The sequence below is a fragment of the Psychrobacter sp. SWN149 genome, assembly GCF_015864565.1.
Taxonomy (GTDB): Bacteria; Pseudomonadota; Gammaproteobacteria; order Pseudomonadales; family Moraxellaceae; genus Psychrobacter.
Genome location: NZ_JADYWX010000005.1, coordinates 105,418 through 125,526, shown reverse-complemented (window position 1 = coordinate 125,526; position 20,109 = coordinate 105,418). Strand labels below are relative to the sequence as shown.

Here is a 20,109-nt window from a genome sequence, read left to right as displayed (position 1 = left end):
TAAGCAGTCATTTTATCTTAATTAAAATATCACCCAATAACATACTAACTAAAGTAACGGAACGTTTATGAGTCAGTCGCAAAACCATGATGAGAGCAGTTTGAACCAAAAAAATTCAAATGATGGGTTAGATCCAAACTGGCGCAACGATGCGCTAGATTTAGATCTGGACTATGGCATGCAAACCATCGCAGTGCGGGCAGGTCAACATCGCACGGATGAGGGCGAACACTCAGAAGCTATTTTTACCACCAGCTCTTATGTTTACACCTCAGCTGCCGATGCCGCCGCACATTTCAATGGAGAGAAGACAGGCAATGTCTACTCTCGTCATACCAACCCCAGCGTGCGTACCTTTGAGCGCCGTTTGGCCGCACTAGAGAACGGCGCGCGTGCGGTGGCGACTGCTTCTGGTATGGGTGCAATTTTGACCATGTGCTTGGCATATCTCAAAGCGGGCGACCATCTGCTCGCGGCCAACCAGCTATTTGGCTCATCTATCGGCTTATTCAACAACTATATGGCCAAATTCGGTGTTGAAGTCAGCTATGTTGATTGCTTCGACAATGACGCATGGGCCAATGCGGTTCAACCGAATACCAAGGTGATCTATTGTGAAAGTCCAAGTAATCCATTGGCACAGATTTGCGATATTGGTTATCTGAGTCAGCTATGCAAAGCAAATGATATATTACTCGTCGTCGATAACTGCTTTGCGACACCAGCCTTGCAGCGCCCATTAGACTTGGGTGCGGATGTGGTGATTCACTCTGCGACCAAATACTTGGATGGACAAGGTCGAGTGCTAGGCGGTGCGCTAGTTGGTAGTGATAAACTGATGCAAGAAGCATTTACTGTTGTGCGCTCAGGCGGTATCAGCATGAGTCCGTTTAATGCTTGGGTATTTACCAAGGGGCTTGAGACACTCAAATTACGTATGCAAGCACACTGTCAAAATGCCAATCAAGTAGCTGACTTCTTAGTCAATCATCCTAATGTTAGTACCGTACATTTCTCGGGCTTGAGTGATCACCCTGCGCACGAGCTTGCCACACGTCAGCATCATATGAAAGATGGCTATGGTGCTATCATGGGCTTTGAAGTTAAGCCATCTGCTAGCCTTGACTCAAAAGCGGCTGCGTGGCACGTGATTGATTCAACTCGAATGGTTTCTATCACCAATAATTTGGGTGATGCCAAAACCACGATTACCCATCCTGCGACGACCACGCATTTCCGCTTAACTGCTGAGGCGCGTGCCGAAGCTGGCGTCAAAGATGGCCTGATTCGTCTGTCGGTAGGTCTAGAAGATGTGGAAGATATTATCAAAGACTTAGCACGTGGTTTAGACAGTTTATAAAGATAACGGTATAATCACCACCAGCGCATTCAGTATCCGTTATTAATCACTATCTGTTATTCATAATTACTTATTACTATACACATTATCATAAATAACAAAGAGGCCAATATGAACATTCAAGCATTGATGCAACAAGCACAAACGATGCAAAAGAAAGTAGAAGCAAACGTCGAAAGTGCTAAAAAAGAGCTAGGTAACAAAGAAGTGCATGCAGAATCGGGTAGTGGTCTGGTTAAAGTAACGATGACTGGTCGCCATGTGGTTAAGCGTTTGACTATTGATCCAAGTCTGCTAGAAGATGAGCCAGATATGATCGAAGATTTAATTGCTGCTGCTATTAATGATGCGGTTCGTCAAGCGGATGCACTATACGAAGAAACGATGGCTGGTGCGACTTCAGGTATGGGTCTGCCACCAGGTATGCAGGGCATGTTTTAATCGTTAAATACTTCATACTGAAGACAAAAATGGGGTTGTTATCGACACGATACGACCCCATTTTTATAGCTACGATTTATAGATAAAGGAAGTAACGTTGCTTACAGCCAAATTTGATCAGCTCGTCAAACAGCTGCGTATATTGCCTGGTGTCGGTCAAAAAAGTGCCCAACGAATGGCATTGCATCTACTCAGCAAAAAACGCCCGCAAGGACTGTCACTGGCCCAAGCGCTTGATGATGCCATGCGTGATATTGTTGAATGTCAGCGTTGTCATAGCTTCAGCGATGATGCGGTTTGTCCACTATGCCAAGACCCTAGGCGTGATGACACTTTATTATGTGTGGTCGAGACCGCAGCAGATGTGATGGCGATTGAGCAAACCGCTGGCTATCGCGGCCGTTACTTTGTGCTGGGCGGGCATTTATCGCCGATTGACGGTATCAGTGCTGACGACTTAAATATTGATCAGCTGGTCTGGCGAGTCAAGCAAGAGCCTGTGGAGGAGTTGATATTGGCCACAGGGACGACCGTTGAGGGGCAGACCACCGCTCACTTTATCCGTGAGGCAGTGAGTCGTCATGTCAATAAAGTGACACGTCTGGCGCAAGGCGTGCCGATGGGCGGCGAGCTTGAGTATCTTGATAGTATGACGCTTGGTCAAGCCATGCAAAATCGCTCTTTCTTATAATCTCTTTATATTCTACTTATCTCATCAAAGTGTCGACCACTTTATTGCCTGAAATTGCTATAATTGTTTTCCCTCTTTATTTTATTAAGACGCCGTTTAGCGTTTTATTTTTTCTATTTATGCAGGTATCTGCCCGTGTCCAACAACACTTCAAACGCTACAGCTTATTCAAACCCTTCTGATATCAATGATGGTCTATTACAGGAAGTAGCCAATACTGAGTTAATGTCAGCATCACCATCACCATCAGAGCCAGACGTTCATACGCCTGATATTGCGGCGCTTGATCTTGATGTAATTGATATCGATGCATTATTGGATATTGCTGATGACGTTGCTATTACTTGGGTACGTAAGCAAAGTGAACTGGCTGAGGTCATCGATGCCTTGGCCACTTGCGGACGAGTGGCATTGGATACTGAGTTTATCAAGCGCGATACCTATTATCCACGTTTGGCACTCGTACAGTTGAATACAGGTGACCATGTTTATTTATTAGACGCCCCGCAGCTGCAATTGGCTGAGCTGTGGGAAGCGCTACGCAAAGTAGATGTGGCGATTTGGCATGCTTGTGGTGAGGATTTAGGGATTTTTTATCTGCTGTCTGGTTGTCCACCGCTGACCAACATTTTCGATACGCAGATTGCATTGTCTTACTTAACAGGACAGTTGCAAATGGGCTATCAGCAGGCATTGGCAGATCAGCTAGATATGCATATTGATAAAGAGCAGAGCCAGTCTGACTGGCTCCAGCGTCCCTTATCAGAAGAGCAAGAGCAGTATGCGATCGATGACGTGCGTTATTTGCCAGCGTTGTATCTTAGCATCGAGCACGCCCTGAAATCGCAAGGGCTATACGATTATGTATGGGCTGATTGTCAGCTTTATGCCAGTGATTTATATAACACGCAGCATATTGAAGATGAAGCGGTATACCTGACGATGGCAGATTACCGCTACAACTCACAAGAAATGGCAATACTAAAAGACGTTGCCACATGGCGTGAGGAGTTGGCGCGCGCGACCAACCAGCCGCGTACGTTTGTGATTAAAAAGCAAGCCGTCCGTGAGATTGTTACCGAAAAGCCAAACAGCATGCGCGAGTTGTCAAATAAAACGACCATGCACCGTAGTATGCTACGAGTCTATGGTGAAGAGTTGCTTAAGATCGTCAGAGAAGCCAAAGCGTTGCCATCTGCTGAGCATCCTGCTTGTCTGTTGCCGCCATATCGATCAAAAAACAAAATACTCTCAAAAGCGGTGCAGCAGGCGATTGATGATCATGCACAAACGATCGGCGTACCTGCCAGCGTGTTAATGCGCAAAAAATGGCTAGGACAACTGTATGAAGTTGTGGCTTTTGATAAAGATATCAGCGAACTACCGCAAGGACTCAAAGGCTGGCGCAATGATTGGGTGATTCAAACCTTAATTCCAGTCATTAATAAACACAAAACCGAGCTACAGCAGGGTATGGGCATCCATGCTTGATAAGGCAAAGATCAATAAGATAACACTCGATAAGAGTGAGCACCTCTGTCTAAGCGTCTTTTCAGGTTTTAGCGTTTAAATCGTCCATGTTCTAAAAAGTATCTGGTCTGCTCAGCGACCTCTGGGTTCACGAGCATCCCAGTATGCGAGGCGAGTAGGACGATATGGTCCGCTGCGGCCTCAATCTTGGTTTCCTCTATATACACGGTCCCGTCATGCACAAGCTGCTCGTTAAGGGGTGGCTTGTCAGATTTGCGCAGCTTGCTATTATGATATTGCAAAAACAGCTGACCCATACCATAAGGACGGTTGCCTGCAATCACGCCTAGCGTAATATGAGCTGGTAAGGGCGCAACGGTTCCATCCAAAGCATCGACATAGGATCGACCTACGACAGCAGGAGTCAGTCGCCAGATATAATCGGCACAGACACTGCCTACGTGCGGTGTCCCTAGGGTCACACAACGTCCAATTTGCCATTTAGGATACTGAGCGACGAAATCACGAATAATCAAACCGCCTAAGCTGTGTCCGACCAGATCTATGGGCTGATCTGGGTGATGGTTGTTTTCTAGCCAATCATTTAGACGTGCGCTATTGGTTTTGATACCATCACGCATACTACGGTAGCCAAACTGATGAGTATCAAATCCTGCTGCTTGCAGGCGCTTAGCCAATGGCCGCATAATCCATGCGGTTTGATGCAGGCCATGTATCAGAATGACGCGAGTTTTTGGTGGCATAGCTGCTCCGACATAGTGAAATTGATTTTGTAATTTTGGTAAATGCTATAGTCAAAGAAGTCTAAAATGGATACAAGGCAGCCGACCGAAGATTGTACCAGTAGTACCTCTAGGGAGGGTAGCACTGTAGCCATTGAGTGGTTCTCTGAATATATCAGTGTTTAGGTATGCTATTTAACACTATACATAAAATAAAACCTCCAAGTCAGCTGCTGACTTGGAGGTTTTTTATTACAGAAAATAACTATCGAAAATGATGATTACAGATAGTTTTCGATACTTGGGCAAGAGCACATTAGATTCTTATCACCGTACGCATCATCGACACGTGCCACGCTTGGCCAGAACTTGTTTGCACGGATATAAGGCAGTGGGAATGCAGCCGTATCACGGCTGTACGGATGCGCCCATTCGCTACTAGTGATCATAGCAGCCGTATGTGGCGCATTGACCAATGGATTGTCTTCTAGCGTCCAACCATTCTCGCCAGCTTTTGCTTTCATCGCTTCTGCTTTGATAGACTTTAGCGCACTGATAAAGCGATCCAACTCTTCTTTTGACTCAGACTCTGTTGGCTCAATCATAAGCGTACCAGCAACTGGGAAACTCATAGTTGGTGAATGGAAACCATAATCCATCAAGCGCTTGGCGATATCGCTTTCACTGATGCCAGTCTCTTCTTTTAGCGGACGAATATCGATGATACATTCGTGAGCCACACGGCCGTTTTTGCCAGCATACAAGACAGGGTAATGGCCTTTTAACTCAGCAGCGACATAGTTGGCGTTCAATAATGCCAATTCAGTGGCTTTTAATAGACCATCGCGGCCCATCATCGCAATGTACATCCATGAGATAGGCAAAATGCTCGCCGAACCATAAGGTGCTGCTGATACGGCTGAGCAGTCTTTTTGTGCATTATGTACAGGGCTTAGCGTATGGTTGGCCATAAATGGTGCCAAATGCGCCTTCATGCCGATAGGACCCATACCTGGGCCACCGCCGCCATGCGGGATACAGAAAGTCTTATGCAAGTTCATGTGCAGTACATCAGCGCCAACGTCTGCAGGTTGCATCATGCCTACTTGAGCGTTCATGTTCGCGCCATCCATATAGACCTGACCACCATGCTTGTGGGTCAAATCACAGATATGACGGATGCCTTCTTCAAACACACCATGCGTTGATGGATAGGTAATCATCAAAGCACCTAAACGCTCGCTGTGCTCTTCACATTTAGCGGTCAGATCAGCAATATCAACGTTGCCGTTTTCATCGGTTTTGACCACGACCACTTGCATACCCATCATCATAGCAGTCGCAGGGTTAGTACCGTGCGCTGACATAGGAATCAAGCAAACATCACGATTGGTTTCGCCCAGTGATTCATGATAACGGCGGATGGCGAGTAGACCTGCATACTCACCAGAAGCGCCAGAGTTTGGCTGCATAGACACATCATCAAAACCAGTAATGGCTTTTAGTTGGTCTTGTAGACTATCAATCATAGCGATATAACCGGTGACTTGATCACGCGGTGCAAAAGGATGCACGTTGGCAAACTCAGGCCAAGTGATTGGTAGCATCTCACTGGTGGCGTTGAGCTTCATGGTGCAGCTGCCCAGTGAAATCATGCTGCGGTTCATCGCTAGATCTTTGTCTTCAAGCGACTTTAGATAGCGCAGCATCTCGTGCTCGGTGTGATGCGAGTTGAATACAGGATGGCTCAAGATATCATCAGTACGTAAATGCGCGCTATCGAGTGAAATGCGAGCTGTTTCAGGTAAGTCATGTGACTTATTAACGAACAATTGAGTCAAGGTATTGAAGTCTTGCTGATCACTGGTTTCACTAAAAGCGACGCTCAATTTGGTGTCGCTTATACGCCACAAGTTATAGCCAACATTGTCTGCATTTTTGAAGATTTGCGTAGCCAATTTTTCTGAACCGCAGTCAACAACGACGGTATCAAAGAATTGATCATGTACCACATTCAAGCTGCTGTCATTGGCTGCTGTGATGGCATCAGCAAAGGCAGTTGCAAATGCATGAATACGAGTAGCAATACGTTTGACACCGCTTGGGCCATGGTACACAGCGTACATACCAGCGAGGTTCGCTAATAATACTTGTGACGTACAGATGTTTGAGTTGGCTTTTTCGCGGCGGATATGCTGCTCACGAGTTTGTAGTGCCATACGTAGGGCAGTATTGCCTTGCGAGTCTTTTGAGACACCAATGATACGGCCAGGTGCTGAGCGTTTGGCTTTATCAGAGAACGCAAAGTAGGCAGCATGTGGACCACCAAAGCCCATTGGGATACCGAAACGCTGCGTACTACCTAGCGCCACATCTGCACCCATATCGGCTGGTGATTTCAATAGCACCAAGCTCATGATATCACTGACAACGCTCACGTAGGTCTTGTTTACTTTTACCGCAGCGATGACATCTGTTAAATCTTTAACATCGCCTTCTGCGCCGACATACTGAAACAGCGCACCGAAATAGTCACCAGATTTGGCGGTTTCAAAATCACCAACGATGACTTCCCAACCAAAGTATTTAGCACGAGTATTAATAACATCTAGCGTCTGTGGATAAACACGTTCGTCGACGAAATACTGCGTTGATTTGCTTTTGCTCACACGCTTTGACATCGCCATGGCTTCTGCCGCTGCCGTGGCTTCGTCAAGTAGTGACGCACCCGCTAGCTCAAGACCAGTCAGGTCGATACAGACTTGTTGGAAGTTAAGCAAGGCTTCTAGACGACCTTGCGCGATTTCAGCTTGATAAGGCGTATAAGCAGTATACCAACCTGGATTTTCAAGGACGTTGCGCTGAATGACAGCAGGCATACGCACAGGCGAGTAGCCTTGACCGATATAGCTTTTATTAACAGTGATGTCGTCTGCCATCGTACGCAGTTTGGCAAGTGCTGCATGCTCACTCATTGCCAATGGCAAATCCAATTCTTTGTGCAAACGTACTGGCTCAGGTACCGTGTCATTGATAAAGCTTTGCATGTCTTTATAACCAACAGCACTGAGTAGGTCAGCTTGCTTGGTCTCATTTGAACCTAAATGGCGATAGACAAATTCAGCTTCGTTGAACAAGCCTTGAAAGGTATCAAACGATGGGTTTTGAGAGATAGTCATGACAATCCTTGGTTAGGGGAGTAATAAAGAAAATAGCTATAGCCAATCCTCTATGAATTAGATACGGTGTCAGTCTCGTTTAGTCTACTATTTGTAGTACTTTCACTCAGCTTCCTTGTATCTAAATCATATTGAACCGACTATAAAATAATAGAGTGCGTTATACGTAATGTACAAACTGTGTTTGATCAAAGCGGAACTGGCTGTTGTAAACACCGTTATCAGCGCGTTCGCCAGCACCAATCATCATAATGATATGCTGATCGCTGCCTAACTTTAGCAATCGCTTCATGGCAGGCTCATCGAAGCCGCCCATGGCACAGCTATCAAACCCATGAGCGCGTAGTGCTAGCATCAGGTTTTCGGCGGCAAGCGAGGTGTTGTTGGTTGCCCAGTTTTTGGTGTCTTCAAAGGTATAGTAAGGCGATTTGATTGGGCCTTTTACACGTCTAACCACTTGCGTCGCGCCCCATTTTGCGGCTGAAACCACATTGGCCGGTCCTCGCAAAAAGTCCATCATGACGACTTTGGTATAGTAGTCTTTCACTTTCTTAGGCACTGGCTGATCAGGGTATTCGCGCAGTACTTGCTGGGCGTGATCCTGCCAAACATCGGTACGAGCAACGATTGCGATTAAGCGTGCTGCTGTTTTTGCAGCGTTTTGATTCATGCAGTTTTTGACAGCACGTTTGCGATTGTCAGCATCATCGATAACATAAAACTCCCACGGCTGTAGGTTGCTAGAGTTCGGCGCTAGCATGGCCAAACGCAGACAGTCTGCTAGCACATCGTCAGGTATTGGCGTATCAGTGAAGCGGCGTACTGAGCGGCGCGACTCTACAATATCGCGAAACGCTTGAAGCTGCGGCGTATGAGTGGGCGTGGCAACGCTGTCTGTATTATCGGTGTTGGTGGTCATATTGGGATCCATGCTGGGAGTTGGGTTATCGGTATGAGATCGTGTTTTCAGATTCACTATGACAAATGCCTGTTTAATAGGCTTTGCACCAGTGGTGACGATTCAATGTGACAACGCTTGAGAGCAATAACATCGGGCGATAATGATTGGTGACGGTCTATATATAAAGCTGCTTTCAAATAATAAGAGTATCCAATGAGCAGATGCTTTTGATAAGAAAGGGTTTTCAAATAGGGGGTATGGATACCAGTCAGTACCAGTATCCAAAATAATTAGTTAGGTCTCATATCTTATAAGCGCTAGTGTCTTACCAGTGCTAATTTCTGACGAGTGCTAATTTCTTACAAATACTAGTGCAGCGGCAAATAGCGATGTACTTTGATTATCGCTATTCGCTGAGAGCATGCTTAGCTTATAGGTCGCTTTCGTACTCATCAGCAGTCAACAGTGCTTCGTAGTCAGCGATGTTGTCAGGCTTCATTCTAAAGAACCAACCTTCGCCGTATGGGTCAGAGTTGATGATTTCAGGATCGTCTTCTAGGCCTTCATTGATAGCAACCACTTCACCTGAGATCGGTGCATAAACGTCAGAAGCCGCTTTTACTGATTCAACAACAGAGATTTCGTCATCGACAGCGATGATGTCGCCCACATCTGGCAATTCAACGAATACCACATCACCCAATAGGTCTTGAGCATGGTCTGTGATACCAACAGTGATCGTACCGTCGTCTTCTAGGCGCAACCACTCGTGGCTGGCAATATATTTTAGATCTGCTGGGATGTTGCTCATGGTCTCTCTCCTAAGTGATAGAGGTTAATTAACAAAAGTAATGGAAGCCAATAATAGAATTTATAATGCCTATGAGTCAAACTGCTGTTTGCCATTACGGACAAAAGGCAGCTTAAGTACGCGTACGTCAACGAATTTGCCTTTGCCGCGTAGATCGACCTGTACGTTATCATCGTCTGATAAGCTAGCAGGCACACGGGCAATCGCGATTGAGTTTTTGAGGCTAGGAGAGAATGTACCACTGGTGATAATACCAGTTTGTTCATTGTCTGTGCCTTGATTGATAGTGACTGTCATGCCTTCACGTAACACGCCGCGTGTTGTCAATAGCAGACCCACTTGCTTCATAGCTGTGTTGTTATCTTTTGACTGCTTGCGTTTGCTGACTAGGGCTTCGCGGCCGACAAAATCGCGCTCGTCTTTAAGTGCAAGCGTCCAGCCCATGTTGCATTCATAAGGACTGATGGTTTCGTCCATATCATGACCATAGAGGTTCATACCAGCCTCCATACGCAAGGTATCACGTGCGCCAAGACCAGCAGGTTTGATGCCATTCTCTTTTAATTGCTCAAAGAAAGCAGGCGCATCATCAGCATGCATAATGACTTCGACGCCATCTTCACCAGTATAACCAGTACGGGCCACGAACCAATCAGTGCCTTCGATATCGGTCAAGTCAGCCCCAACGAAAGGCTTAAGTGCTGCTAAGGTATCGGCCCAGCTTGGTTTGGCTTGAGCCAGTTTTGCAATAGCATTAGGGCCCTGAACCGCAAGCATCGCAAGCTCTGGACGCTCAGTAATCACAATATCAAAGCCTTCAGCGACTTTATTAAACTGTGCTAAATCTTTATCACGAGTGGCTGCGTTAGAGACGATGCGGTATTCGGTCTCATCGGCATTGGTCAGATAGACGATCAAATCATCGATGACACCGCCTTGCTCATTGAGCATACCAGAGTACAGTGCTTTACCAGGGGTGGTGAGTTTATTGACATCGTTGGCGAGCAGTTTTTGTAGCCATGCTTTGGTATCAGCGCCTTTGATATCGGTCACAACCATATGTGAGACATCAAACATACCCGCATCTGTGCGTACGGCTTCGTGCTCTTCGATTTGTGAGCCGTAATGAATCGGCAATTCCCAACCAGAGAAGTCGACCAGTTTGCCCTCACTATCAATGTGAGACTGGTAAAAAGGGGTGCGCTGAGGGGCTTGGCTTTGCTCGTTTTGAGAAGTGATGTCTTGAGAATGGGTATCAGTCATAACAAATCCTTATGTGTACATCAGCAGTACTCGGTAGAGTAGGCCATGATGCGCAACGTAAAAGTAGCGAGAAGCAATATTGCAAGGTGCAAATATTACATCAAAGGGTGACACAGAAAACAAAGATGAAGACATGAGCCAAACAGACGCTAAACGTCGGTTTGGGCAGTAGCCCTATCTGTCCTGTGACCTGAGATTTTCAACACGAATAATCATTAATGGGCAGTTGTATGAGCCCTACAGTTAATGATAGCGTATTTTCTCCCCTTCGGTGGGTAAGACGTCGTCCGTGCTTACCACTCTCCAGATTTGTTATGCCTTATGTTTGAGAATGTAGTGCGCCTATAGGCATCATACTACCAAACAAAAATGACATGCGTTTTTCAGTCCTTTTACCTGAGCGATTGGCAGGGTGGATGCGCCTTCGGTGGCTTGTAGCAATTGATGTTTTTGTATGACCAATGCGGTTTAATACAAAATCTATGCTTACAAACGCTCTCCTGAAAAACGCTTTTATTATGAAAGGTTCAAAGCGCTTTTACAAGTCATCAACGCCATTAAAATAAATAAATTTGGCAAAAATAACGTTTTGCTAGGATAGTCCGCTAAATAAGATGTATTTTATAATAGTATTTTCTCTCTTAATCAGCATGTCACCTGCATTTTTTGACAAAAATTACGATAGCAAAACGCAAAGCGACTACTGGTATTTGCGTGAAATATGCTAACCTACGGCCATAGTTTCTGATAGGTGGTTTTTATGCATTGTGATATTTATAAATTTCCCAAACATGACGATATGTACGTCTATATCGCGCGTCCTGATTATCCTAATGATACCGATGAGATCAAGGACTGGCTTGGCGTGTTACCAAAAGACTTTCGTGCAGGCTTAGGTCGTAGTAAATTTGTCATGCATCTGGATTTGGCGGCAACGGCTACGCTTGCTCGTGTCAATAAGGAAGAGGTACTGGCCAAGCTACAATCACAAGGCTATTTTGTGCAGATGCCGCCGCAGGATGTCATGCGCCGCCAAGCTGAGCTACGCGCCCGTGAAGCGCAAGATAATATTTACGATTAGTAGCGCTATAGCCGAATCAGTAGGTTTATATGAGGTGTGTGGCAAGTTGGTTTTGAGCGTTGTCGATAGACTGAGAAAGACGCTATAGTTGATTCAGTTTAAAAGAGAGTCAAGGCAACCGAGTGTAGATGTATGGTGATACTTCAAGTGAGGTTAACGCTGTCCCTCTTTTATAGAGGATTGACTATATAACACATTTGGTCACATGCATTTAGGCATAGAGTCATGATAAACTGGCAGTCACGAAATCCATATAGAGACGTGCGTCATGTGCGCGTCGATGATGTATTCGGTCTTATTTGAGTGCTGTAAAAAGTACCCTATGCCGCTTGGCACACAACGTGTCACCGATGACAAACGCAGGTAATTAAATACGCATGGACTGGTTAAAAAATATCTTACACAGCTTACCGTTAGAATCTATCAGTGACATTCTCGGTGAGATTGCCATTTGGTGGGGCCAAATGGTAAAGGATGTCCCACCTGCCGATCTGCCAATGTATGCTTATCTTGGCGGTGCTATTTTGGTATTGGTCTTATGGGTGCTAGTCGCTCGAGTATTGCCCAAGCCGCTAGGCGGAATGAGTTGGATGATTCTGTTTGCAGTGTTATTGGCACCCGGTACGGCGCTTGGTGATCCAAGTGAGCTGGCACCAGCCAGTATCAGCGTGGTTTACGGCATTATGATGAAAGACTATGCTGGCGCGATAGCCAGTATGTTGCCTATCTTGGTGGTATTGGTCGCAGGCTTGTTCGTCGGGTTTGTATGGCAGCTGATACGTAGCGCATTTGCTTCTAGCTTAGATAAGGCCCGTAGCCGAAGCGCAGAAGATACACAAGTAACATTGCAAATGACGACAGGTAGTTATTTACCAGAAGGCGCTAGCGTAACCGAACAGCCTGAAACCAATGTAAGCTTAAAAAAAGACAGCACATTGGCTAAAAACCCTACGAATGATACATCTAATAAGCAATAAAAAAATGCTAAGTATTTAGAAAATATCGTTATCTTAATAGACCTTAATACCCACATAAAAAGACACTAATGCGTGTCTTTTTTTATGTCGAAAGATTTATCCACTATATAAAAAAATGAGGGTTGTCCGCTATACATAACATTTGTTAATAATGGCGAACGCATGAGTATTTTGGCAATGCGTCAGGCTGTGCTAATCTAATTTGATGACCCGATATTTCCAGATGATTACTTTGCCTGTTTATGACCCATTTATCTATAACAATAACTCAACCATAACTGAGATTTGACTATGAGTACGACTGACACGACTAAAAAAAGCTTCACTGGCACACAAAGCTATATTGCCACAGATGATTTACAACTGGCAGTCAATGCCGCTATTACGTTGCAAAAGCCGCTACTGATCAAAGGTGAGCCGGGCACCGGTAAGACATTGCTGGCCGAAGAAGTTGCCGAGAGTTTAGGTATGCCGCTCATCACGTGGCACGTCAAATCGACGACTAAAGCTGAGCAAGGTCTGTATGAGTATGATGCAGTGTCACGCCTGCGGGATTCGCAGTTAGGCGATGATAAGGTCTATGACATTGCCAACTATATCAAACCAGGTAAGCTATGGGATGCGTTTACCAGTACAGAGCGTACGGTATTATTGATTGATGAGATTGACAAAGCCGATATCGAGTTTCCAAACGATCTGCTGCATGAGCTAGATAAGATGTCGTTTTATGTGTATGAGACAGGCGAAACCATTACCGCAGCGCAGCGCCCAGTGGTGATTATTACCTCAAACAATGAAAAAGAGCTGCCAGATGCATTTTTGCGTCGTTGCTTCTTTCATTATATTGATTTTCCTGAAGAGCAAACCATGCGTCAAATTATCGACGTGCATTTTCCTGATATTCAAGAAAAACTGGTCAATGACGCACTCGATATCTTCTATAAGCTGCGTAATATTCAAGGTCTTAAAAAGCCGCCATCAACGTCTGAATTGGTCGATTGGTTGACCTTGTTACTCGCTGACGACATGGCACAAGCAGAGTTAGAAGAAAACCTGCGTGGTGAAAAATCCATTCCGCCACTATATGGTGCACTGCTTAAAAACGAAGCCGATGTGAGTCTATTGCAGCGCTTTGCCAATATGATGCGTCGCTAGCCTGTCAGCACTAGAAGGCGACTTAACTGCCTTGTTATCATGGTTTGAGCTTATCAATACTAGGCTCAGTCATAACCCAATCAGCCAATAAGTGATGCGTAGCTTATGTTTATCAAACTGTTTTATACCTTGCGTACTTACGGCGTACCAGTCAGTACACGTGAGCTACTTGATCTAAATGCCGCGTTAGAGCAAGGGCTGATGATGCAGCCGCATCCTGAAGATCCAACATTGACTACCTTTGCCAGTCGTGAAGACATGTATCGTCTGATTCGGCTATGCATGGTCAAAGACGAGCGCCACTTTGATAAATTTGATCGGGCCATGGCGGATTATTTTGAAGGCGTCGACAGTTTAGATCTGGATGAGTTATTGGCCAAGCTGACGGACGTGCCCAAAGAGTGGCTCGACTTGAAGCTAGACCCAAAAAATCTGACAGAAGAGCAACGTCGACTACTCAAAAAGTATGGCTCGCTAGAGGAGTTGATGAAGGCCTTAGAAGAGCGTCTAAAAGAGCAAAAAGAACGTCATCAAGGTGGTAGTAAATGGGTCGGCACAGGTGGTACATCGCCATTTGGTGCCTATGGCGATCATCCAGAAGGCGTACGGGTCGGCGGTGAATCTCGTAAGCGCAGCGCTGCCAAAGTTTGGGAGCAGCGTAAATATCGTAATCTAGATGACGATAGTCAGCTTGGTACGCGTCAAATTCAGATGGCGCTACGTAATCTGCGTCAATTTGCACGTACTGGCAGTGCCGATGAGCTTGATATCAAAGAGACCATTAGGCGAACAGCGAAGAAAGGCGTGCTTGATATTCATATGCAGGCTGAACGCCGAAACCGTGTCAAAGTGCTGATGCTGTTTGATGTGGGCGGTAGTATGGATGTCCATGTCGAAGCGCTTGAGAAACTATTTTCTGCGGCAAAAAATGAGTTTAAAACCTTAGAGTTTTTTTATTTTCACAACTGTCTTTATGACTATGTGTGGAAAGATAATAACCGTCGCCACAGTGCACCGATGCCAACTTATGAGCTGCTGAATAAATATGGCCGAGAGTATCGCGTGATATTCGTTGGCGATGCGTCTATGTCACCCTATGAGTTGATGACAGTGGGCGGTAGCGTTGAGTATATGAATAATGAGGCGGGTATCGTATGGCTGAAACGGGTACTGGATCATTTTGATAAAGTGGCTTGGCTCAATCCAGAAAATCCTACATATTGGCAATATACTCAAACCATCGTTGAAATCAAAAAACTTGTGGATAACAAGATGTATCCCATGACCTTGCATGGCGTGGAAGAGATGACCGGTTACTTAGCACGGTAGTTTTGACGTTTATGTTATAGTCAATCCTCTATAAACTGGATACGGTGTCAGTCTAGTTTAGTCTACTACTTGTAGTACTTTCACTCGCCTTCCTTGTATCCAAATTATATTGAATCGACTATCACTTATAAAATCTATTAGTTCTGATTGAAGCCTTATGACAGCAGCCGTTATGACAACATAACGGCTGCTTTTTTTGTTTAAAAATAAGCAATATGACAATTCTGCATTGGTATACTCAGTAAAATATGATAACATTCATTTAAAATGAATCTTATAAGTATTCTTATTTAAGATATTTACTTAAAGATTCTCATCTCCTGTTTTTTAATATATCCATTCGACCACACACTGAGAAACAACATGGCTTCACCAAAAACATTAGAAATCGTCACCGCAACCGTTCCTGTACTTGAAGAACATGGCGTTGCAATTACCACCGTATTTTATAGAAACATGTTTAATGAGCATCCTGAACTGTTAGATATTTTTAATGAGACCAATCAAAAATTGGGACGTCAACAGACCGCTCTAGCTACAACAGTATTAGCCGCTGCTAAGCATTTGGACAAATTGGCTACGCTATTGCCGCAAGTGACTCAGATTAGCCATAAACATAGAGCGTTACAGATTTTGCCTGAGCATTATCCTATCGTCGGTAAGCACTTGATCGGTGCGATAAAAGAGGTGCTAAGAGAGGCGGCTACTGATGACATCATCAACGCTTGGACAGAAGCCTATGATGAGATCGCTTCGGTATTTATTCAGATTGAACATGGCATGTATAAAGAGGCAATGTGGCAAGGGTTTGCGCCTTTTACAGTGACCGAAAAGGTAGCAGCTGCTACGGATATCGCAGCCTTTACAGTAGTGCCAGTGAACGATAATGAAGATAGTAATCAAGATATTGACCTGAGTAAATTGAAGTTAACCGCTGGTCAATATATTACGGTGAAAACAGATCCGGCAGACAGCGATCATATTGCGCTGCGTCATTATTCTTTATACTCTGCCAGTACCGATGCAGGCATTCAGTTTGCTGTTCGACGTGACAACCGTAATGAGCATCATGGGTTGGTCTCTAACTATATGCATGACCAATTAGAAGTCGGTGACACGGTGTTATTGTCGGCTCCAGCTGGTGATTTCGCGCTTAATCAAGATTTGGTACAACAGAATGAGATTCCGTTGGTATTGATGAGTGCCGGTGTCGGGGTAACACCTGTGCTGTCTATGTTAGAGGCGCAAGTACTGGCCAATCCTAAACGACCTATTATCTGGATTTATGCGTGCCAAAATGCCACACATCATGCTTTTTCTGATCAGGTAGAGGCCTTACTCGCAAAAGCTGAAAACGTAGAAAAGCATATTTTTTACTTTGAATCGGGACAGCTATTAGATGCTGCATGGCTTGAAACATTACCAAAGCCTGCCGATATCTATGTATGCGGATCAATGCCATTTATGGAAAGTATGATTGATGGGTTAGTGGGATTAGATCATGGTGTCGATAGTGTCCATTATGAACCGTTTGGCCCTAAAATGAGCTTGTGTGGTTAGGGCATGTCCTCAATTCAATCGATAGTCATCTAAATGGATTAAAAATGGCTAAATCTTGCCAAACGGCGTCAAATATCTGACTAATATCTCGATATTATCTACGCTATTTTTCCTTGTTTGACTGCAATTTATCTCATTTTTATCACCATTTTTAAAATGAGGACACGCCCTAGTTCTTATTGATTTTAACCATTAATTATTGCGTTCAATAAAAAGCACTTGGATGACAATGTCATTTCAAGTGCTTTTTATTGAACGTAATATGAAGAGTAATAGGGAGTTAGAGATTAACATTGAAATATAGATGCGTATTACTCTTTATTTTCAACCACACTAATCATCACGCCCATCTCTTTTTTGTCATGCTTATCAATACTAGGCGCATATAACGCCGATGCTATCCCGCCATCTAAAAACAGTGCATTCGGGCAGCTTAAATTGTCTTTAAATAGTTCTGCAAATTGATAAAACGTGACTGGTTCATCGCTATTGACGAACTGTATGCTACCGTCATCACAAACGCCTGCACCATTACGAATCTTGAGTGAGGTGCTATCAGGTTTGAACTGTGGATGTATCTCGTTGTTGATGACGAGCATAGGGCCTGATTGAGTGGCATACCAAGGCTGCGCTTTATCCTCTGTCAGTAACTTATTTAAGGCATTGCTTTCCGTAATCTGTACTCTGCCAGACTTATCCCACCACATGACCCCATTGGGTAACAGATGGAAATTGCCACCACCTTCCTTTAAATTTAATGACTTAATCTCTTTACCTTCAATAACCGTATAGCCAATCGGGGCATAGTCTTTATTATACATACCCGCATTCATCGCAAAGTTGAGTGTCTTATCTGTTGGTAATGTTGCCAACAACGTATCAAAGGTAAGCAGGGGCTGAATACTATCAGATTGCTGCCAAAATAACTTTAATCCGTAACGTCCATCGGTCAGTGCTTGTGCTGTAATGCGACAAGCACTGTAAGAAAATGGCGTATCCTGAGACTGGCATGACCAGCTGTCTGTATCGCTGCTAGCTGTGCCAGTATTTGATTGCTGGCAAGCGCTAAGGCTTAGCACCAGCACTATCGTTGAGAGAGATAAGGTAAAAAGGGAACTTGGCATTAATCACGCGTCTTTTAACATAGAGGTTATTTAAGGGTTGCTATTGCTTAATCGCATCTTTATCAATCACTTTCGAGGACTGTTTTTTAGTCACTGCTAGGTGGGAAATCGCGAAAGGTATTATTGACATTGCCCATCATGATACCAGTAGTATTATTGTTTACTTTATCGTCCGTTGCTTGATCACCTGCTTTTAAAGTTGGCGCTTCGGTTTGTTTGCCTGTATCTCGCGAGTCTTTATTGTAGGCAATCAGCGCATCATTATCGGCAAGGAAGCTATCCGCTGTCGACATCACCCACATCTGATTGAACACGTCTGCCCGGGCACTTTGATCAAGTAAGGCGCCTCTATCTGTAAAGTAAAAGAACTTCGACAGCAGTTTGATTTGTCCATCGTCTAAACGACGCGCAATATGGTAAGGCTGTAGTTGACTTGGATGCTGTAAACCAACGGCGCCTACGATGCTAGCAAGCGATTTTAGCGTGTTTTTATGGAAGCTGGCAACGCGCTCGGCTTTACTAGGGACGTCGAGCGCTTTTTGGCGATATGGATCTTGGGTCGCCACACCGGTCGGGCAAGTGTTAGTATGGCAAGAGCGAGATTGAATGCAACCGACGGCAAACATAAAGCCACGTGCCGAGTTACACCAGTCTGCACCCAAAGCAATCATACGAGCGATATCAAAGCCAGAGACGATTTTGCCACTCACACCCAGTCTAACCTTGTCACGAATACCAGCGCCAACTAAGGTGTTATGAACTAGTAAAAACCCATCAACCATTGGCATGCCGACATTGTCCATAAACTCGACGGGTGCGGCACCTGTTCCGCCTTCAGCACCATCGATAACAATAAAATCAGGATAGTTATCTGTCTCTATCATGGCTTTAACAATCGCCATAAACTGCCACGGTTGGCCAATACAAAGTTTGAAGCCGACAGGCTTACCACCTGATAGCTCACGTAACTGCTGCCAAAATGCCACGAGCTCGCGCGGGGTGCTAAATGCAGTATGCGAAGAGGGTGAGATGCAATCTTGACCGGTAGGTACTTGACGTGTGTCTGCAATCTCTTGCGTGATTTTACTAGAAGGTAAGACACCGCCTTTACCCGGCTTAGCGCCTTGCGATAGCTTGATCTCGATCATTTTAACTTGCGGATCGACGGCTTTTTCTGCAAAGGATTGTGCATCAAAATTGCCATTGGCATCGCGGCACCCAAAATAACCCGTACCCAGCTCCCAAATCAAATCACCACCAAATTTTCGATGATGAGGGCTGATCGCGCCTTCGCCCGTGTCATGGGTAAACCCACCTATTTTCGCGCCTTGATTGAGCGCCATAATAGCGTTTGCTGATAGACTACCAAAGCTCATGGCAGAGATGTTAAATACCGACATATCATGTGGCTGTGTGCAACGCTCACCGCCCACCATGATACGAAAATCTTTGTTTTCAAGTGGTGCACTAATAGCTGACTGCAAAAACCATTCTTTGCCATGCGTATATAAATTATCTAGCGTCCCAAAGGCATTGGTATCACTGACGTTCTTAGCACGCTGATAAACAAGGGCTCGCTGCTGACGTGAGAATGGCACTTGTTCTTTGTCATCCTCGAGCAAGTACTGACGAATCTCAGGACGAAAGTCTTCAAGCACGTAGCGGATGTGACCTGCAACCGGATAGTTGCTCAATATGGCATGCTTGGTTTGAATCAAGTCATAAATACCCAAACCAACCCCAAATCCACCAATGAGAATCAGCCACCAGTTCAGCAATAATAGCCCTGCTAAAAACAGCAATATTGCGGCAGCAAAGGTGCTGTAGCGTAATAAAACACCTGTTAGATAAGGCGAATTGTTGGTAGGTTCGGGATTCAGATTGGTACGAGATTGGGGCATAGCGAGGCTCGGTAATAAAATATGGAAATTAAAAAACGCGGTAATTATATATAACAGATAAAAAGAATTTGTCTCAAGCATCCATACGTATGATGTCGACGACAGATAATATTTATCTTAACT

General features: G+C 44.8%; 16 protein-coding genes and 2 riboswitches. Of the genes, 9 read left to right on the top strand and 7 right to left on the bottom strand.

Going from position 1 to position 20,109, the window contains the following annotated elements; all coding sequences use genetic code 11:
* Positions 1 to 67: 67 nt before the first annotated feature.
* From I6E86_RS09565 to I6E86_RS09550, 4 genes are all read left to right on the top strand, one after another.
* Positions 68 to 1,360 (top strand): O-succinylhomoserine sulfhydrylase, encoded by a 1,293-nt coding sequence (locus tag I6E86_RS09565; RefSeq protein WP_197177278.1) that lies wholly within the window; start codon positions 68 to 70, stop codon positions 1,358 to 1,360.
* Positions 1,361 to 1,471: 111 nt separating this feature from the next.
* The gene (locus I6E86_RS09560; RefSeq protein WP_197177277.1) at positions 1,472 to 1,801 is read left to right on the top strand and encodes a YbaB/EbfC family nucleoid-associated protein; all 330 of its coding nucleotides are present in this window, start codon (positions 1,472 to 1,474) and stop codon (positions 1,799 to 1,801) included.
* 97 nt (positions 1,802 to 1,898) lie between these two features.
* A complete protein-coding gene (gene recR / locus I6E86_RS09555; RefSeq protein WP_194363994.1) occupies positions 1,899 to 2,492 on the top strand; it encodes a recombination mediator RecR in 594 nt (197 codons plus the stop codon).
* A gap of 135 nt (positions 2,493 to 2,627) precedes the next feature.
* Positions 2,628 to 3,983 (top strand): ribonuclease D, encoded by a 1,356-nt coding sequence (locus I6E86_RS09550; RefSeq protein ID WP_320158531.1) that lies wholly within the window; start codon positions 2,628 to 2,630, stop codon positions 3,981 to 3,983.
* A 68-nt stretch (positions 3,984 to 4,051) separates the two neighbouring features.
* Here the strand turns inward: I6E86_RS09550 and I6E86_RS09545 are convergent, their stop codons facing one another.
* The 5 genes from I6E86_RS09545 to gcvT form a co-directional block, all read right to left on the bottom strand.
* Positions 4,052 to 4,726 (bottom strand): esterase/lipase family protein, encoded by a 675-nt coding sequence (locus I6E86_RS09545; protein ID WP_194363995.1) that lies wholly within the window; start codon positions 4,724 to 4,726, stop codon positions 4,052 to 4,054.
* A gap of 260 nt (positions 4,727 to 4,986) precedes the next feature.
* A complete protein-coding gene (gene gcvP, locus I6E86_RS09540; RefSeq protein ID WP_197177276.1) occupies positions 4,987 to 7,884 on the bottom strand; it encodes an aminomethyl-transferring glycine dehydrogenase in 2,898 nt (965 codons plus the stop codon).
* 160 nt (positions 7,885 to 8,044) lie between these two features.
* Positions 8,045 to 8,803, bottom strand: a complete 759-nt coding sequence (locus I6E86_RS09535; protein ID WP_197177275.1) for a nitroreductase family protein — start codon at positions 8,801 to 8,803, stop codon at positions 8,045 to 8,047.
* Positions 8,804 to 9,215: 412 nt separating this feature from the next.
* A complete protein-coding gene (gene gcvH, locus I6E86_RS09530) occupies positions 9,216 to 9,596 on the bottom strand; it encodes a glycine cleavage system protein GcvH (protein WP_194363998.1) in 381 nt (126 codons plus the stop codon).
* A 69-nt stretch (positions 9,597 to 9,665) separates the two neighbouring features.
* Positions 9,666 to 10,859, bottom strand: a complete 1,194-nt coding sequence (gene gcvT / locus I6E86_RS09525; RefSeq protein ID WP_197177274.1) for a glycine cleavage system aminomethyltransferase GcvT — start codon at positions 10,857 to 10,859, stop codon at positions 9,666 to 9,668.
* A 168-nt stretch (positions 10,860 to 11,027) separates the two neighbouring features.
* Positions 11,028 to 11,176, bottom strand: a riboswitch (glycine riboswitch).
* A gap of 57 nt (positions 11,177 to 11,233) precedes the next feature.
* A riboswitch (glycine riboswitch) is annotated at positions 11,234 to 11,372 on the bottom strand.
* 247 nt (positions 11,373 to 11,619) lie between these two features.
* Here gcvT and I6E86_RS09520 point away from each other — a divergent pair.
* The 5 genes from I6E86_RS09520 to I6E86_RS09500 all read left to right on the top strand — a co-directional run bounded on the left by I6E86_RS09520 (position 11,620) and on the right by I6E86_RS09500 (position 16,961).
* Entirely contained in the window at positions 11,620 to 11,940 is a 321-nt protein-coding gene (locus I6E86_RS09520) for a YcgL domain-containing protein (protein WP_197177273.1), read from the top strand.
* Between the two features lie 377 nt (positions 11,941 to 12,317).
* Positions 12,318 to 12,917, top strand: coding sequence for a hypothetical protein (locus I6E86_RS09515; RefSeq protein WP_197177272.1), 600 nt, complete (start codon positions 12,318 to 12,320; stop codon positions 12,915 to 12,917).
* Positions 12,918 to 13,208: 291 nt separating this feature from the next.
* Positions 13,209 to 14,072 (top strand): AAA family ATPase, encoded by an 864-nt coding sequence (locus I6E86_RS09510; protein WP_197177271.1) that lies wholly within the window; start codon positions 13,209 to 13,211, stop codon positions 14,070 to 14,072.
* Positions 14,073 to 14,177: 105 nt separating this feature from the next.
* Positions 14,178 to 15,401 (top strand): vWA domain-containing protein, encoded by a 1,224-nt coding sequence (locus I6E86_RS09505; RefSeq protein WP_197177270.1) that lies wholly within the window; start codon positions 14,178 to 14,180, stop codon positions 15,399 to 15,401.
* A gap of 363 nt (positions 15,402 to 15,764) precedes the next feature.
* Entirely contained in the window at positions 15,765 to 16,961 is a 1,197-nt protein-coding gene (locus I6E86_RS09500) for a globin domain-containing protein (RefSeq protein WP_197177268.1), read from the top strand.
* 311 nt (positions 16,962 to 17,272) lie between these two features.
* Here the strand turns inward: I6E86_RS09500 and I6E86_RS09495 are convergent, their stop codons facing one another.
* Together I6E86_RS09495 and I6E86_RS09490 are read right to left on the bottom strand one after the other, a co-directional pair.
* Positions 17,273 to 18,085 carry a phosphodiester glycosidase family protein gene (locus tag I6E86_RS09495; RefSeq protein WP_197177266.1) on the bottom strand — a complete coding sequence of 271 codons (813 nt, stop codon included), beginning with the start codon at positions 18,083 to 18,085 and terminating at the stop codon, positions 17,273 to 17,275.
* Positions 18,086 to 18,171: 86 nt separating this feature from the next.
* Positions 18,172 to 19,986, bottom strand: coding sequence for an FMN-binding glutamate synthase family protein (locus I6E86_RS09490; RefSeq protein WP_197177261.1), 1,815 nt, complete (start codon positions 19,984 to 19,986; stop codon positions 18,172 to 18,174).
* Between the last annotated feature and the right edge of the window lie 123 nt (positions 19,987 to 20,109).

Excerpts from the sequence above, each read along its gene's own strand:
- I6E86_RS09515 (WP_197177272.1), top strand. The coding sequence starts at position 12,318 with ATGGACTGGTTAAAAAATATCTTACACAGCTTACCGTTAGAATCTATC.
- gcvT (WP_197177274.1), bottom strand. The coding sequence starts at position 10,859 with ATGACTGATACCCATTCTCAAGACATCACTTCTCAAAACGAGCAAAGC.
- gcvH (WP_194363998.1), bottom strand. The coding sequence starts at position 9,596 with ATGAGCAACATCCCAGCAGATCTAAAATATATTGCCAGCCACGAGTGG.
- I6E86_RS09505 (WP_197177270.1), top strand. The coding sequence starts at position 14,178 with ATGTTTATCAAACTGTTTTATACCTTGCGTACTTACGGCGTACCAGTC.
- gcvP (WP_197177276.1), bottom strand. The coding sequence starts at position 7,884 with ATGACTATCTCTCAAAACCCATCGTTTGATACCTTTCAAGGCTTGTTC.
- I6E86_RS09510 (WP_197177271.1), top strand. The coding sequence starts at position 13,209 with ATGAGTACGACTGACACGACTAAAAAAAGCTTCACTGGCACACAAAGC.
- I6E86_RS09535 (WP_197177275.1), bottom strand. The coding sequence starts at position 8,803 with ATGACCACCAACACCGATAATACAGACAGCGTTGCCACGCCCACTCAT.
- I6E86_RS09490 (WP_197177261.1), bottom strand. The coding sequence starts at position 19,986 with ATGCCCCAATCTCGTACCAATCTGAATCCCGAACCTACCAACAATTCG.
- I6E86_RS09560 (WP_197177277.1), top strand. The coding sequence starts at position 1,472 with ATGAACATTCAAGCATTGATGCAACAAGCACAAACGATGCAAAAGAAA.
- I6E86_RS09500 (WP_197177268.1), top strand. The coding sequence starts at position 15,765 with ATGGCTTCACCAAAAACATTAGAAATCGTCACCGCAACCGTTCCTGTA.
- I6E86_RS09520 (WP_197177273.1), top strand. The coding sequence starts at position 11,620 with ATGCATTGTGATATTTATAAATTTCCCAAACATGACGATATGTACGTC.
- I6E86_RS09495 (WP_197177266.1), bottom strand. The coding sequence starts at position 18,085 with ATGCCAAGTTCCCTTTTTACCTTATCTCTCTCAACGATAGTGCTGGTG.
- I6E86_RS09545 (WP_194363995.1), bottom strand. The coding sequence starts at position 4,726 with ATGCCACCAAAAACTCGCGTCATTCTGATACATGGCCTGCATCAAACC.
- I6E86_RS09565 (WP_197177278.1), top strand. The coding sequence starts at position 68 with ATGAGTCAGTCGCAAAACCATGATGAGAGCAGTTTGAACCAAAAAAAT.